Source organism: Thalassolituus sp., from assembly GCF_034111725.1.
In the GTDB taxonomy this organism is placed as follows: Bacteria; Pseudomonadota; Gammaproteobacteria; order Pseudomonadales; family Oceanobacteraceae; genus Thalassolituus.
This window is the reverse complement of the sequence record NZ_JAWUWR010000001.1, coordinates 23,925-37,261: the sequence shown is the minus strand read 5'-3', so window position 1 is coordinate 37,261 and position 13,337 is coordinate 23,925. Positions and strand designations below refer to the sequence as shown.

Here is a 13,337-nt window from a genome sequence, read left to right as displayed (position 1 = left end):
TACTTGCGCAACGAGTTAGGCATATACCGGTGCAAATGTTTGCTCAGGATTTTCGATCGGTCCGTTTTTACCCCAGTACGGCGACAATTTACGTAATTGCGCAACAATGGCAGGGACTTCAGCAATAACCCGCTCAATTTCTTCTGGCGTGTTATAACGCGACAAAGAAAAACGAACCGTCCCATGTGCTGCGGTATACGGAATACCCATCGCTTTCATAACATGAGAAGGTTCTAACGAACCGGAGGTGCAAGCAGAACCACTAGACGCTGCAATACCGACTTTATTCATTAGTAATAAAATCGCTTCGCCTTCAATATATTCAAACGCGATATTGAGCGTATTGGGTAGGCGATGTTCAACGTCGCCAGTCACAAAGGAATGAGGAACTTGAGCAAGAATACCTTCTTGCAAGCGGTCGCGCATTTTACTGACCACGGTATTTTCATATTCCATATTTTTTTGCGCTAAATCACAGGCAACACCCAAGCCGATAATACCGGTAGTATTTTCTGTGCCCGCGCGACGTCCGCGTTCTTGGTGACCGCCACGCAACAACGGACGGAAACGCGTGCCGCGTTTTAAATACAGCACACCCACACCTTTGGGCGCGTGCAGCTTATGGCCAGACAACGACAACATATGAATGCTGGTGTCTTGTAAATTCATCGGAATTTTACCCACCGCCTGTACCGCGTCGGTATGGAATAAAACGCCCGCTTCATCGGCCATCTCGGCCATTTTTTCCACGGGGAAAATAGTGCCCGTTTCATTATTGGCCCACATCACACTGACCACAGCAACTTGGTCGCTTAATAATTTAGCGTACTCATCTAAATCAAGGCGACCTTTGCCATCAACTGCTAATTTATGCACTGTGTAGCCTTCGGTGGCTAAATAATCACACAGAGTCAATACCGCTGGATGCTCAACAACCGTGGTAATAATTTCTTTGCGTTCAGGTTGTGCTTTTAATGCCGATATAATGGCGGTCGAATCAGATTCTGAACCACAAGAGGTGAATATGATTTCAGAATCGTGTTCTGCACCTAAAATATCCTGCACACTTTTGCGCGCTTTTTTAAGGGCTAAGCCGACCTTATTACCAAAGCTATGCAATGACGATGGATTACCAAATTGTTGGGTGAAATACGGTAAAATCGCTTCAACAATTTCAGGATCAACTTGAGTAGTCGCATTATTATCGAGATAGATATCGTTCATAATTAGGCTCCTGCTTCTAGTTGTACTGGGCGTTCGGTGTGTGGAATCACTTTCACAAACTCACCCAATACTTCGATCAGTTTTTGTTGCACGCCACCCAGTGTCATCGCAGCCATTTGGCAACCGTTGCAGGCACCGGTTAACTTCACGTAAATGTTACGACCTTCGACATCAATTAATTCTACGTCGCCGCCATCGGCGTGCAGAGCAGGACGCAGGCCTTCGAGCACTTCTTCAACTTTGCGAATGCGCTGTACCAACGTCATACCAGATGATGACGCTGGTGTTGCCGCTGGGCTAGACGCGGCTTCAATTGCTACGGTTGCTTTGGCTTTTTTCTTAGCAGGGCTGCCACCGGCAACAAACACTTCGCCGCGTTGGGCCATTTCATCCGCAAGAAGATTTTCGATGCCTTCGTGGCATGATGAACAACCGCCGCCGGCTTTGGTGTAGTTGGTAACATCTTCTACTGAGCTAAGATTGTTAGCGCGGATAGTGTCGCGAATCATCACCTCGTCGATAGCGAAGCATTTACATACCAATGCGCCTTCTTCGTGATCGTCTTCCCAAACTTCACCACGATAATTAGCAATAGCGGCTTGTAGGGCTTCGCGTCCCATGACCGAGCAATGCATTTTTTCTGGTGGCAGGCCATCAAGAAAATCAGCAATGTCTTGGTTGCTAATCAGTAAAGCTTCGTCCAGTGTTTTGCCTTTAACCATTTCAGTTAAGGCAGAAGACGAGGCGATAGCAGAACCACAGCCGAAGGTCTGAAAGCCTGCTTCTAAAATAATTTCAGTTTCTGGTTCTACTTTCAGCGTTAGTCGAAGAGCATCGCCACAACTAATGGAACCCACATCACCAACGGCGTTAGCTTCTTCTACCGCACCTGCATTTTTTGGATTGTAAAAATGCTCTTTAACTTTATCTGTATAATCCCACATGATTCTGCTCCTCGTACTAGCCGGCTAAAAACTGTTTCTGTTTGCTTGTGACTAACAGCTAAAAGATTTACCGCATCCGCAGCTTTTAGTTGCATTTGGGTTTTCGAACTTAAAACCAGTGCCTTCAAGGCCATCGGTAAAATCGACGGTCACACCGTCTAATAGCGGCACGCTTTCCGCATCGACTAACACTTTCAGTCCAGAAAAATCGAGAATGGAATCGCCTTGCTCAATGGTTCTTTCCAGCTTCATGCCGTACTTCATACCGGAGCAACCGCCACCCTCTACCTTAATGCGTAAGCCTTCGATTGAAGCGTCGGCTGTTTCCATGAAACGACGTACTGCGGAAATGGCGCTATCAGTTAATGTGATCATATGCTGCCTCCTAAGGCGTTAGCCGAATCGTGCTATCGATTTGATGACTTCAACATCGACGATCAGATTCAGGGCCGGGAACGGTTACCTAGAAGGGTTTTGCAAGCGATATGCCACGCCGAAACATAATTAAAATTGATATTTATCAATAAGTTAGAACTATGTGATGGGGTTGTGTGGTGTCGTGAATATCACGGCTACAAACGCATTGTCGCTAATACGACAATGCGTTAGAGGGTTAATAGACGATAGCTGACAGCTTGGTCGAATATCCGAGTGCCGCCGCCCTGAGCAACAATTTGATGCAGTAATGGATAGTTATTAACCGCAACACCACAAAGATAATTAACGCCAAAATCGGCCCAATCTTCCAACCAAGGCAGGCTTGGCCCCATTAATACCACTTGAGCATCACGAGCCAACCATAAAAGTTGCGGCAGTGATTTATTGGCGAGGCTACTGGCGGTAATAAATACCCAGTCGGCTTTGGGTAACACGAAATTAGCAGCAGCGGCAGGCAGATCATCACCACTAGGACGACGCTCGATACAGGTATAGTTGAATTGCGATTTATAACGTTCTAATCCTGGATAGCGTCCTATAATTGCGACATTAGCACCGCTAAGTTGCGGCGCAAAATGTTCGAAAACGCACAAATTAGCGGGCGCATCATTCACAATAAGTTGGCTATTTTTCAAACTCTTATTATTGTGACTGATCACAGCGTTGGCTGTTGCTAATGCGACAACAACCTCACTGTCATTCCACTGATGCAACCAAGGCAGAACATCATTTGCGAGTTTCTCGCATAAGCTACCCGACCAAGAAATATTACGCGGCGCTTCTGACGGACTGAAACACAAACCGCTACTGGTCTGCAGCGGCTGTGCTGCATCTGGGTGATTCACTTGAATGCTACTCCAACTTAATCCCAGTAATGCATCGGTTATCTTGGCACGACTTTGAGCCCGCTGTTCTATTAAAGAGTAGACAGCCGAATAGCGCTCAGGGGTCATGACATATCTCCAGTATTAAAAAAATAAGTGGTTATCGCATAGGCAATAAACGCAACTCTGTACGTAATTGTTCGTCGTCACCCCAAGCGGTTACGGCTTCAATAAACCACTTAGGCTTGGTTGGGTGCGGCTTAATAACATCGTACTCGGCGAAAACACGACCACTATCGTGTAATTGTAGCGAACCCAATAAATTATTGTGTTTATCACGCCATTCGCACAGCAGACTCGTACTCTGATCATAAGGGTCTTGGCAAAGTTCGTTATTGCTGAAGTCCGAAAATAGGCCGCAAACCGTTAAATTAAGATCCGTTAGTTTTTCATTTAATGCCGCTTGAACTCGTGCAATTCGCGCGGTATTGAGTTGCAACCGTTGTTGCAACTTTAGGTCATCTCTATCCGCTAACGCTTGCGCTCCACTCATTGCCAAACCTCATCGGGAGCAACTTTATCAGTCCACGGCTCACCACCGACTAAGTGCTGACTAATAATGCTATCGACATCGTCTGGCTTAATGTCCATATACAGAACACCACCGGGATACACCAACACATTAGCGCCGGCTCGACATGGGCCGATGCAACCAGTAGCGACCAGCGATACCTTATTAAACAGGTTATTAGCCACTAATCTTTCGGAAAAATGCTGCAATAAATTGCCAGCCCCTTTCGCGCCGCAACTACCACGAGGGTGACCTTCGGGGCGTTGTTGGGCACAGACAAATACATGATATTCTGGCTTGGCCATTGGTATTACCCCGCTAATGCTTCGTGAGTATGACAATTTTTAGGACAGACACGTGAACATGACACGCAACCGATGCAGTCGTCGGCATTTTTGATCGACATCACCATCATTTCGTCGTCTTCGTCATAGAAGTCATCATCGTCGTCAACCAATTCGGTACGCTCAACCAATTCAAACACATCACGAGGACAAACCTTGTAACAGCGACCACAGCCAATACACGTACTTGCGTTTAATTCCGTAACAAATTGCGGAATCCATTCTTCACCGCCACGCGTGCGCCCTTTAATTGTTTCATCACTCATGTTGATATCTCCCAATGTCTATTGCCTAGCGATTGCGGCCCTAGGCAATAGCGAATGCCATTATGCAGACTCAGCGCTCTTTTGCGCTGCTTCGTACGTTTCTGCGGCGGATTTCCACGCTTCGCAAGCAGCCACGGCGTCGCTGGCAAGCTGTGGTAGCGTTGAATATTCCGTCCATAAGCCATCTTCTACTACGTCATGGATTTTTGATGCCCACTCAGTAGCGATACGTTTTTTTGTGCTAACGTCTTTCTTTAATTCTTTCAATTCTTCATTAGTCATGGAAAATCCTCCGAATTTACAAACGAGCTACATCACCGTGCGCGTTAATTAATTCCACTGCTTTACTGCTTACTTTTTCAATTTCTTCAACTAGCTTTTCTAGCGAGTCAAAACCAAAACGATGTACATCACGCAATACTTTATCCAGCACCACTAATTTACCCACAATGACCATGGCACGGCCAAAACCTTCGTGGCTGATATTAATAACCGGTGTCGCCATTAATCCGCACTCTTTTTCAATTGTGGTTGAAACGGCATTGTAATAGGCCTTTACCCGCGAAATAGTTGTCTCGTCTGGATCACCGACAACAGGAATTTCACGACGACGCTCTTTGCTTAAAATCATTGGATCGATAACACGATCATCGCTCCAAGTATCATAGGTTCCGTAACTGTCTTGGGCGCGGAGCTGTACCACCAATTGGCGAACCAAAGGATTACTTAATAGCTCATCACTGGATTTAATTAGGGCATCAGTCATATCAATTCTCACTTAGTTAATTCAAAATTACTCGTTCCAACCTTCCGCTTCCATATCGTCAAATCGTGACGAGCTGAATAATTGATGGCTACGCAATGCCTTTGCCAACCAACTGGAAGGGCCTTGTTTAAGTTCATACTGTAAAGCACGTATTAGCTCAGAAATATCAGACTCATCGGTTACCTTTACCGGTTGTATTCCACGCGCCAGTAATTGTCGTACCGCCGACGCTCCACATGCGCGGCAATAAACCGCAATACAACCGTCAAGCATGTCGATTTTTTCAACCAATTTATCTTCATTTCCGTCCTGATTTAGATCGGAGAATTCGCTAATCTGCAATAGTTTGCTGCGTTCTGGATCAATGCCATATATGGTAAAAGATCGAGCCGAGCCAAAGTGTTGATCCACTTCAATACGATCCGAGGTCGCAAATGCAACTTTCAGCAAAGTGGAATCATCATCATCATCCAATACATGTAGCTGCCGAGTAATCGCCATGTTAGATCTCCTTAATACACTTAATGACTGGCATTTAAATGCATCTGCTCGGTGGATTTCTGGGCATAACGGGAATAATAAGGTGCCACTTCATGCTGCTGACTCATGACTAAATTGGCCATGTCGAATAGCGCTTGGCCTGTGCCGCGATAGCCGAACCAACAACGCTGAAAACCACCTAATAAATCGTATTGTGGAAAACCAATTCGCAACAAGGGAATGCCTAAGCGCTCGGCGCTTTCAACGCCATGACTATTGGTTAGCATGAGCTGGGCACGCTGTTCTTTTGCCGAAAATTCTAAATCTTCGAGATCGCCAATTTTCAAAATAATATCGTCTAAGCCTTTTAAAGCAGGACCCTGAGCAGGCACAACCGCGCTAACGATTTCGGCGCCCATGCCTTTTAATAATTTAGCAAAGCCAGCAAACATATCCGGATCAGATGCTAATGCGACGCGCACCATGCCCAGCATAAAGTGAGTATCTAGCATAGTGTCTTGCAATTGCCGACGTTGGCGCTGCCAGCGCATAGGTACAGGTGCTGCGCTAATGTCGGCTAACGCGGCCATCCATTGATCGACAGCATCCAAGCCAATTAAATGACCAAAATAATAAGCTGGCACGCCTGTGTGTTGTTCTAGCCATTCAGCAGTTGCGTGCAAACTTTCGCCCACGGCCAAGGTGGCAATGCTCTCACCAGCGCTAGCAATATCGGTGACTTTGACGCCGCCCGTGGTTAACGGACTGAATGGGTTGTCTTCTAAATGACCATCGAGAGAACCGGATAAATCGGGAATGAGCAGCGCACGTAAGCCAAAGCTCTCAATGCTCTCACTCACATATTCTAGGTCGGTTGGAGTTAAATTAGCGCCGCACAATACGTTGACTTGTTTCTTGCGCAAACCAACTCGACTGGGCGAATCAGCATCTGCGGTAGGCACTAAAGTTTCGAGCAAGCCTTTAACCGCAATTGCAAATCCACTTTCAAAACTACCAGTGAAATCAGGGGTATTAACGGCCATAACGGCGGTTTTATTAAATTCAGGATATTTTTTACGAAAATCACCAACAGCACGTTTAATATCCGCGCCTTGGGTTTCTGCCAAACCTGTGGTCACTAAGCCCACAAGTGCCGGAGCACTTTTTCCGCAGATGGTTTTCAGCGCTTCGATGATATTGTCATCGGCACCCATAATTGATGTCACTTGATCCATCGCCGTGGTTTGCAGTGGCACAGGTTCGCGAAAATGGCGTACAAAAAATACTTTAGCGAAGGCGGTACAACCTTGCGATCCGTGCATTAACGGCACCGCACCGGCCACTCCTAAAACTGCTAATGCACCGCCCACAGTTTGGCTGGTTTTTAACGGGCTGACCGACAGGGCTTTTTTGCTTTTCTGAATAGACGTCATCATTAACCCTCCTGCGCCATTAGTAATTCACCCTTGCTTGGGACGCTATCCCAAGGCGCAGGCTTTCTTACCGCAGCCCACACTGGGCTTTCGAGGGTTAGGGTTAATTGTCTTACTAGTTCAAGCATACCGTCGTAACCGGCGTAACCGAATTCGCGCTCTTGGTTAATATCGAGGAAAGGAATACGTGCCTTTAAAGCGGTATACATATTGCGACCACCGGCAATTAAAATATCGGCTTTATAATCCTCAACGGTTTTTAACAAGGCCTTCGGGTTACCTTCGTCGAGCATTTTTACGTCGTCGCCCATTAATTCGCGAATACGCTCTTTATCTTCTTCGGTCGATTTCTTCGTGCCGGTAGCAACGACTTTCATGCCTAAGTCTTGCAAGGCAGAAATCACCGACCAAGATTTAACCCCACCGGTATACAGCAAGACGCGCTTACCGGCTAAACGCTGACGCCAAGGTTCTAATTCTTCCCGAATACGAGCCTCTTCGCGCGCAATTAGCGCTTCGGTTCGTGCGCTTAAGTCGGGGTCATTAATGAGCCGTGCAAATTCGCGCAAGGCCTCTGAGGTATCGGTTATGCCGTAAAAACTACCTTCGAACCATGGCGTACCAAAACGCTCTTGCAACTTACGCGCAACATTGAGCATAGCCTTGGAGCACACCATCATATTCACTTCAGCACGATGCATGGTTTGTACTTCATGGAAACGAGCATCGCCAGAAAGTGTGCACAAAACACGAATACCAAGCTCATCGAGTAGCGGTAACACAAACCAGAATTCACCGGCAATATTGTATTCACCCACTAAATTAACATCGTGAATAGCAATGCCGTCGCGCTGGCTCGATGCAGGAATAGGATCAGGTTCACGATGACCAACAACGTATTTCACCATGGCTTCACCGGCGATGCGGTTGCCTAGGTTTTTAGTGCCATAAAATCCTGCAGCATCCACTGGCACAACCGGCACGCCCCAGCGTTCTTCAGCACTTTTACAAATGGCGTCGACGTCGTCGCCAATCAGTGCTGGAATACAGGTGTTATAAACAAATACTGCAGGCGGATTGTAATCTTCCAAGGCTTGTTTAATGGCGTGAAAAAGACGCTTTTCACTACGCCCCATAATAATGTCTTGCTCGGTTAAATCGGTGGTCATGCCGATGCGATATAAGGCTGGGCCACTCGAACGCGTACCACGGTTATCCCAAGAGCTGCCAGCGCAAGCAATTGGGCCATGAACGACGTGAGCAACATCGGCAATAGGCAGTAAGGCAATTTGAGCACCGTCGAATGCGCAGCCGCCATCTGTCGCACCAGGCGATGGCTTAGCGCAACCAGATTTTTCTTTTTTATTGTGAGTACAAGCAGGCTCATCCATCAATTCGGCAATGTCTTTTGCTTTCATGCTTTGTCCTCTCACTGTGTACTTAAAATCAATATCACCAGCACATTTTGATGATGGTGCTGATCACATATGCACGACTAAAATCGATTAATAATGGTTGCAATAGCCCCAATACAGACTTCTCTGCAATTGCAAGGCCACTTGGTAAATAGCTGATTTATATAGATTTACTAAGGGATTTTAATTGTAGTAAATACGACATACTAAGATGCTTGGAGCGGATGTAACAAAACCGCCAAAACTCAATAACAATTACCGCTGGCGATATGGAGTCCAACTGGTGATGCGGTTATCGATCAGTGGGCGACCCAAGGTGAAGTGATATAAGACTTGTAACGGGCCATCGGATTTAAGTCCTAACATATCGTGTACGGCGTCATCAAAATAACAACCGATACCGGTGCCACGCAAACCCATAGCTTCGGCTTCTAAATACAGCACTTGCCCTAGCGCACCGGCTTGCCAAAATAAATGGCGATAATTCCACGGCTGCTGTTCGATATCTTGAAACTCACCGATCATGGCCAAACTGAATGCGCTATCACCGGCAATCGCTTGCTGACCACTGAGCTTAGCGATAGTGCGGCGCGAACTGCATTTAAGCAGTAAATACAAAGGCAAATGTTCGGGGGCATTGGCAACCGGCTGCCAATTAAATTCTCCGCGCAATTGGCTTTTTAGCGCATCAAGTGCCGACAAAGAACGTGGTAACGCATAAAGCCCAGAATCTAGCCCTTCTACGTTATGCACAAAAAGTAAGAAATGCACTTTGTTGGCAAGGGGTAAAACATTACTTGGTGGAAAATCAATGCGCGGTAAACAATGATCCAGCAGACAATAAAAATCGTTAAAGGACATACTGCCATTAGGATCAAATGCTTGTGCCGAGCGACGCTGTTTAATCAGCTGAGCGGCTAGATTTTGCACAGAACTCGACAAGGGTTGTGGCCACGGAGAGGCGCAGTCGCGACTGGAAGCTATTTTATCGCTAATTATATTAGTGGCTTCGTGATTAATGGCGGTCGCACTCGCCACCTCGTCGATAATAGGCCACTGGTACATATGGCGCGGATCTAGCGTATTGGCTTGTCCCTGCCAAGTACCTTGCGCCAGCGCTTGCTGAATATCACTGAGTAATGCCTGCGAGAATACTTCACCCGTTAAGGTGAGCAAGCAATCAGGATCTTCTTGTTCGGCCTTTAATTCTTGGTCGCCTTTAAATCTTGCCTCGGTATTAAAATCAGTGTGGCGATTTAAGCCCAATAATTGTGCTAACGCCTCATCGGCTATTGGAATATGCGCCAATTGCCGCGAATTGACCCCTAACGTTTTCGCCGCAAAACTGACTGCGGCTAATGCGTGTCCAACATCGTGTTGGCAATAGCGAAAAGCCCGTTCGCCGTATTTCCACGCCTCACGCCAATGTACTGAGCTAAACCCTAACCAAACAAGGGATTGGACATCTGAGCTTGGCGCAAACGCGCAACGCCGCTCTAACGCATGTAAGTCGGCACGGTAGTGATACACACCGTCTGCGAGGCCAGCGATATTACGCACAAGCACATAGCATTCGGTAGGATGTAAGTTGCCGCTGGAGGGATTGCAACGCAACGACCAGCGCGCCGTACCGTATTGTTTCCATGCCGATAGACCCAGCGCCAACTCCAGTAATTTAGCCAGCGTGGTAAAATCTATAGCCGCTGCTGAGGCTGCCGCTAACGGCACCTCGTTGACGCTAGCACTCTGCCAAAGACGCGCCCAAGGCGTATCCACCTCATGCGCAGCCAATGGCAATTCAATCAGTGGCGCACCGTCGTATGTCCGAAAAGGATCCGGCTGGGCATCCCAGTCAATACTTTCTGGTCCCTTCGCATAGCCGTAACTAATACTGTGTTTAGTACGCTGATGGTAATTCAGTACGTCCACTGCTGATGTCTCCCTTACTGCACTGGTATTCGTTCAGGGCTAATCTCATCAGGAAAACAAGTGACCAAAGGCCCAACGCTGCCATCGGATAGATTGAAGCAAACCAACAGCATTTCTTGCGCTGGGTTTTCTTCTAAATGTCCAGTATTCACTAACATTCCCATAGAGCCCGGTTCGGCCAAAATAGCATCCAATTCAAAGCCGGGTACGGAGCCATCATTTCGAATGGTTGTTGTGGCGTATACCGCGTCACCTTTTTCTAATTTGGTCATAACATCACCTTAATTTTTCAGCCTATTTAGTTTGTCGCATTTACTACAATGTCGTTTAACGACGTACAGAAAAATCCGTCATGAATTTCTTCTGCTTTTATAATCCTTTTAAAAACAACTCACTAACCTAGTACCCAGAGCGCAATAGAAACTATTGAGATGGAATAACAGTTGCACAGCAAGAGTTTTGCCAGCTTGCTCAGATAAGGACAATAAAATGCCCATCGGTCAGAAAGAAACGTTCAATATCGACCTACTCAGTCCCTTCACCATCGCTTGGTTAGTGGAACACAATCTGAATCCTGGCGATCTGGATATGCCAGGGCGGTATGACGATACGGCGTTAATACTCGCCAGCCGCCAAGGTCGTCTTGATATCATTAACGATTTACTGCGCCAGCCAGTAGCGGTTAATCACACTAATATGGACGGCACCAATGCACTCTGGGCGGCCATAGTGGCGAATAACTTCGACATCGCGTATCAACTATTAGCGGCAGGAATTAATCTAGATAATCAAAATGAAAATGGCGCAACGCCCCTTATGTACGCGGCGTCTAGTGGTAAAACGGAGTGGGTACGCTATTTATTGGATAAATCAGCGGACGTTAAAGCAGAAACCTTAGATGGTTTTAGTGCATTAGAGTTGGCTGCCAATATCGAATGCTTGCGCCTCTTACGCCGTAGCGGAAAACGCTAAACTAATCGCTTTCGCCCCATAAATATTCGTCGATCTCCTTCATTACATAAGGATTCGACTGAATATTTTTGGCGATTTCTTCTGCCTCTTTACGACTATAACCGTGTAAATTAAAGCTGGTCGTTCCGGCTAAATCGTTCCTATAACTGAGTTGAATTAACAGTAGCCAAATATCAGAATAAGCCGTCGTCCGCATCTCTACGACGGCACGCAAGTCGCCTTCCAACTGCTGAATATAAATTAAGGAGTCTTGATTTTGCTCAGGCATATTCAGGTTCCGGTTCTTCGCTTAAGCCGTGCAATATACCCAGAACAACACTGCCGCCAACTTGGTCATCGGGGTCTAGCTCAATCAGCTTATTTAATGCTTCGGTAGCGGTCGTTAGGTCGCGGTTGCGCATACTAACAAAGCCAAGTGCCTTTAGGCTGTATAAAAACATACGAGCAGCACCATCGACAGGATACGAGTAGTGCGTGGCCGCTAATGTTAACTGGCGCCAATCAGCAGAAAAACCTGCGCTAGCCGCAGTTTCGACCAATGCTTCGTGAATGAGTGCCAATGACTCTTCGCAGCGATAGGCATAGGCGTACATTTTATACAGGGCTATTTTAACTTCGGTCGCATCGGGTAGCTGCGTCCGAACTTCTTGCAACAAACGTTCGGCACGCTCCCAATCGTGAGCAATATTGATCGGTTCACGCAGTAACCGCTCGATGTACATGGATACCTGCAAGTGCCCAGCTAAGGGAGCATCACTAAATAAATCACGCACTAACATGATTATCCTCTACTTCCTGCTTGGCTACTTGCGCCGATTCTTGTTGAGCCTTTTTTTGGCAACAGGCTTGTGCGTCTAATATTGGCTTTAAAAGCTTTCATTATTGGGCGAGAAATGGTGCTTTCTACCATTGTTCTATATGCTCTATGACCAATACCTCTGGTGCAATATTAGCTTTCACGACTTAAGCGCTCGGCTGCGGCATCACGAACTTCGCTGTCTTCGTCTTCAAGCATGATCGGCAAAGCACTCAAAGGTGCGTTAAAAACAGCTTCTAACCGCACTGTCCAATCCGAATCTTCTAACATGGCAACGACGTCATCACCTTGTAGACGGGAAGCGACTATGCGACGAATTTCCGGCTCATGGTCTTGTGCCATTAACACTAAACTTTCTTGCGGTAGGCGTGCGGCAACCAGCTTGCGAACTTGGCGGTCATCATCGCGAATAAAACGAAATAGACGCCCAGGAGACACGCGCTGCACGACGTAAGCACGCACGAGATAGTCCACATCGTTAGCCATTTGCTCGATCAGTTCAGTCGGTAAGCGATCTGCAACGGTAATGCGTACCTCTCTATCTTCGTCTTTAATTAACGCCACTAATTGTTCTCGCGGTAAGCGATAGGCCACGGCACGGCGCACAGCTTCGTCTTGATCGCTAACCAGAGGAGATAAGTCTTCAATAGGCGCATACCGTACCGCGACGGCACGCCGTTCCCAAAAACCATCGGCTAAATATTGGCGCGCAAGCTCTGGATTGAGACGTAAAAACCGATCCATTTGCCGACCACTATCAACGGCAATACAGCTATCGCCAGGAATGCAGCGTCCACTTAATAATAAATTTGCGCGGTAGCGACAACGGCGACAATCACCAACGGGGGTGTAATTTTCATTTTCTTCGCTCATGCGGCCCTCGCGTTTCATTTAGCTATTGGGATTACTGCCTT

The 13,337-nt window shown here is 46.9% G+C and carries 18 protein-coding genes; 1 reads left to right on the top strand and 17 read right to left on the bottom strand.

Annotated elements, in window-relative coordinates; all coding sequences use genetic code 11:
• Positions 1-15: 15 nt before the first annotated feature.
• The 14 genes from nifS to UXZ23_RS00160 all read right to left on the bottom strand — a co-directional run bounded on the left by nifS (position 16) and on the right by UXZ23_RS00160 (position 10,906).
• The gene (nifS, locus tag UXZ23_RS00225) at positions 16-1,224 is read right to left on the bottom strand and encodes a cysteine desulfurase NifS (RefSeq protein WP_320818658.1); all 1,209 of its coding nucleotides are present in this window, start codon (positions 1,222-1,224) and stop codon (positions 16-18) included.
• A gap of 2 nt (positions 1,225-1,226) precedes the next feature.
• Entirely contained in the window at positions 1,227-2,168 is a 942-nt protein-coding gene (nifU, locus tag UXZ23_RS00220) for a Fe-S cluster assembly protein NifU (protein WP_320818657.1), read from the bottom strand.
• A 51-nt stretch (positions 2,169-2,219) separates the two neighbouring features.
• Entirely contained in the window at positions 2,220-2,543 is a 324-nt protein-coding gene (locus tag UXZ23_RS00215; protein ID WP_320818656.1) for an iron-sulfur cluster assembly accessory protein, read from the bottom strand.
• Positions 2,544-2,773: 230 nt separating this feature from the next.
• On the bottom strand, positions 2,774-3,559 hold the full coding sequence (locus UXZ23_RS00210; RefSeq protein ID WP_320818655.1) for a DUF364 domain-containing protein: 786 nt from the start codon (positions 3,557-3,559) through the stop codon (positions 2,774-2,776).
• Positions 3,560-3,590: 31 nt separating this feature from the next.
• Positions 3,591-3,983, bottom strand: a complete 393-nt coding sequence (locus UXZ23_RS00205) for a hypothetical protein (protein ID WP_320818654.1) — start codon at positions 3,981-3,983, stop codon at positions 3,591-3,593.
• Entirely contained in the window at positions 3,980-4,306 is a 327-nt protein-coding gene (locus tag UXZ23_RS00200; RefSeq protein WP_320818653.1) for a (2Fe-2S) ferredoxin domain-containing protein, read from the bottom strand. Before UXZ23_RS00200 ends, UXZ23_RS00205 begins: the two co-directional genes overlap by 4 nt.
• A gap of 5 nt (positions 4,307-4,311) precedes the next feature.
• Positions 4,312-4,611 carry a ferredoxin III, nif-specific gene (gene fdxB, locus UXZ23_RS00195; protein ID WP_320818652.1) on the bottom strand — a complete coding sequence of 100 codons (300 nt, stop codon included), beginning with the start codon at positions 4,609-4,611 and terminating at the stop codon, positions 4,312-4,314.
• Positions 4,612-4,671: 60 nt separating this feature from the next.
• On the bottom strand, positions 4,672-4,893 hold the full coding sequence (locus tag UXZ23_RS00190; RefSeq protein WP_320818651.1) for a CCE_0567 family metalloprotein: 222 nt from the start codon (positions 4,891-4,893) through the stop codon (positions 4,672-4,674).
• A gap of 16 nt (positions 4,894-4,909) precedes the next feature.
• Positions 4,910-5,377 (bottom strand): NifX-associated nitrogen fixation protein, encoded by a 468-nt coding sequence (locus tag UXZ23_RS00185; protein WP_320818650.1) that lies wholly within the window; start codon positions 5,375-5,377, stop codon positions 4,910-4,912.
• Positions 5,378-5,404: 27 nt separating this feature from the next.
• Positions 5,405-5,878 (bottom strand): NifB/NifX family molybdenum-iron cluster-binding protein, encoded by a 474-nt coding sequence (locus UXZ23_RS00180; RefSeq protein ID WP_320818649.1) that lies wholly within the window; start codon positions 5,876-5,878, stop codon positions 5,405-5,407.
• A gap of 20 nt (positions 5,879-5,898) precedes the next feature.
• Positions 5,899-7,293 carry a nitrogenase iron-molybdenum cofactor biosynthesis protein NifN gene (gene nifN / locus UXZ23_RS00175; protein ID WP_320818648.1) on the bottom strand — a complete coding sequence of 465 codons (1,395 nt, stop codon included), beginning with the start codon at positions 7,291-7,293 and terminating at the stop codon, positions 5,899-5,901.
• Complete coding sequence (gene nifE / locus UXZ23_RS00170) at positions 7,293-8,708, bottom strand: nitrogenase iron-molybdenum cofactor biosynthesis protein NifE (RefSeq protein ID WP_320818647.1); 1,416 nt, start codon at positions 8,706-8,708, stop codon at positions 7,293-7,295. Before nifE ends, nifN begins: the two co-directional genes overlap by 1 nt.
• 252 nt (positions 8,709-8,960) lie before the next feature.
• On the bottom strand, positions 8,961-10,634 hold the full coding sequence (locus UXZ23_RS00165) for a SagB/ThcOx family dehydrogenase (RefSeq protein ID WP_320818646.1): 1,674 nt from the start codon (positions 10,632-10,634) through the stop codon (positions 8,961-8,963).
• Between the two features lie 14 nt (positions 10,635-10,648).
• On the bottom strand, positions 10,649-10,906 hold the full coding sequence (locus UXZ23_RS00160) for a nitrogen fixation protein NifZ (RefSeq protein ID WP_320818645.1): 258 nt from the start codon (positions 10,904-10,906) through the stop codon (positions 10,649-10,651).
• A gap of 217 nt (positions 10,907-11,123) precedes the next feature.
• Between UXZ23_RS00160 and UXZ23_RS00155 the strand changes: the two genes are divergently transcribed.
• Positions 11,124-11,606, top strand: coding sequence for an ankyrin repeat domain-containing protein (locus tag UXZ23_RS00155; protein WP_320818644.1), 483 nt, complete (start codon positions 11,124-11,126; stop codon positions 11,604-11,606).
• A gap of 1 nt (position 11,607) precedes the next feature.
• On the opposite strand, the gene UXZ23_RS00150 is transcribed toward UXZ23_RS00155, so the two are convergent.
• From UXZ23_RS00150 to UXZ23_RS00140, 3 genes are all read right to left on the bottom strand, one after another.
• Positions 11,608-11,874: a hypothetical protein gene (locus UXZ23_RS00150; RefSeq protein WP_320818643.1), complete on the bottom strand. Its 267-nt coding sequence runs from the start codon at positions 11,872-11,874 to the stop codon at positions 11,608-11,610.
• On the bottom strand, positions 11,867-12,385 hold the full coding sequence (locus UXZ23_RS00145) for a hypothetical protein (protein ID WP_320818642.1): 519 nt from the start codon (positions 12,383-12,385) through the stop codon (positions 11,867-11,869). The genes UXZ23_RS00150 and UXZ23_RS00145 overlap by 8 nt, the downstream gene beginning before the upstream one ends.
• A gap of 170 nt (positions 12,386-12,555) precedes the next feature.
• Positions 12,556-13,296 (bottom strand): 4Fe4S-binding leucine-rich repeat protein, encoded by a 741-nt coding sequence (locus UXZ23_RS00140; protein ID WP_320818641.1) that lies wholly within the window; start codon positions 13,294-13,296, stop codon positions 12,556-12,558.
• Between the last annotated feature and the right edge of the window lie 41 nt (positions 13,297-13,337).

Excerpts from the sequence above, each read along its gene's own strand:
- UXZ23_RS00180 (WP_320818649.1), bottom strand. The coding sequence starts at position 5,878 with ATGGCGATTACTCGGCAGCTACATGTATTGGATGATGATGATGATTCC.
- fdxB (WP_320818652.1), bottom strand. The coding sequence starts at position 4,611 with ATGAGTGATGAAACAATTAAAGGGCGCACGCGTGGCGGTGAAGAATGG.
- UXZ23_RS00185 (WP_320818650.1), bottom strand. The coding sequence starts at position 5,377 with ATGACTGATGCCCTAATTAAATCCAGTGATGAGCTATTAAGTAATCCT.
- UXZ23_RS00200 (WP_320818653.1), bottom strand. The coding sequence starts at position 4,306 with ATGGCCAAGCCAGAATATCATGTATTTGTCTGTGCCCAACAACGCCCC.
- UXZ23_RS00215 (WP_320818656.1), bottom strand. The coding sequence starts at position 2,543 with ATGATCACATTAACTGATAGCGCCATTTCCGCAGTACGTCGTTTCATG.
- UXZ23_RS00140 (WP_320818641.1), bottom strand. The coding sequence starts at position 13,296 with ATGAGCGAAGAAAATGAAAATTACACCCCCGTTGGTGATTGTCGCCGT.
- UXZ23_RS00210 (WP_320818655.1), bottom strand. The coding sequence starts at position 3,559 with ATGACCCCTGAGCGCTATTCGGCTGTCTACTCTTTAATAGAACAGCGG.
- UXZ23_RS00145 (WP_320818642.1), bottom strand. The coding sequence starts at position 12,385 with ATGTTAGTGCGTGATTTATTTAGTGATGCTCCCTTAGCTGGGCACTTG.
- UXZ23_RS00205 (WP_320818654.1), bottom strand. The coding sequence starts at position 3,983 with ATGAGTGGAGCGCAAGCGTTAGCGGATAGAGATGACCTAAAGTTGCAA.
- UXZ23_RS00160 (WP_320818645.1), bottom strand. The coding sequence starts at position 10,906 with ATGACCAAATTAGAAAAAGGTGACGCGGTATACGCCACAACAACCATT.
- nifS (WP_320818658.1), bottom strand. The coding sequence starts at position 1,224 with ATGAACGATATCTATCTCGATAATAATGCGACTACTCAAGTTGATCCT.
- nifU (WP_320818657.1), bottom strand. The coding sequence starts at position 2,168 with ATGTGGGATTATACAGATAAAGTTAAAGAGCATTTTTACAATCCAAAA.
- UXZ23_RS00155 (WP_320818644.1), top strand. The coding sequence starts at position 11,124 with ATGCCCATCGGTCAGAAAGAAACGTTCAATATCGACCTACTCAGTCCC.
- UXZ23_RS00190 (WP_320818651.1), bottom strand. The coding sequence starts at position 4,893 with ATGACTAATGAAGAATTGAAAGAATTAAAGAAAGACGTTAGCACAAAA.
- nifN (WP_320818648.1), bottom strand. The coding sequence starts at position 7,293 with ATGATGACGTCTATTCAGAAAAGCAAAAAAGCCCTGTCGGTCAGCCCG.
- UXZ23_RS00150 (WP_320818643.1), bottom strand. The coding sequence starts at position 11,874 with ATGCCTGAGCAAAATCAAGACTCCTTAATTTATATTCAGCAGTTGGAA.
- nifE (WP_320818647.1), bottom strand. The coding sequence starts at position 8,708 with ATGAAAGCAAAAGACATTGCCGAATTGATGGATGAGCCTGCTTGTACT.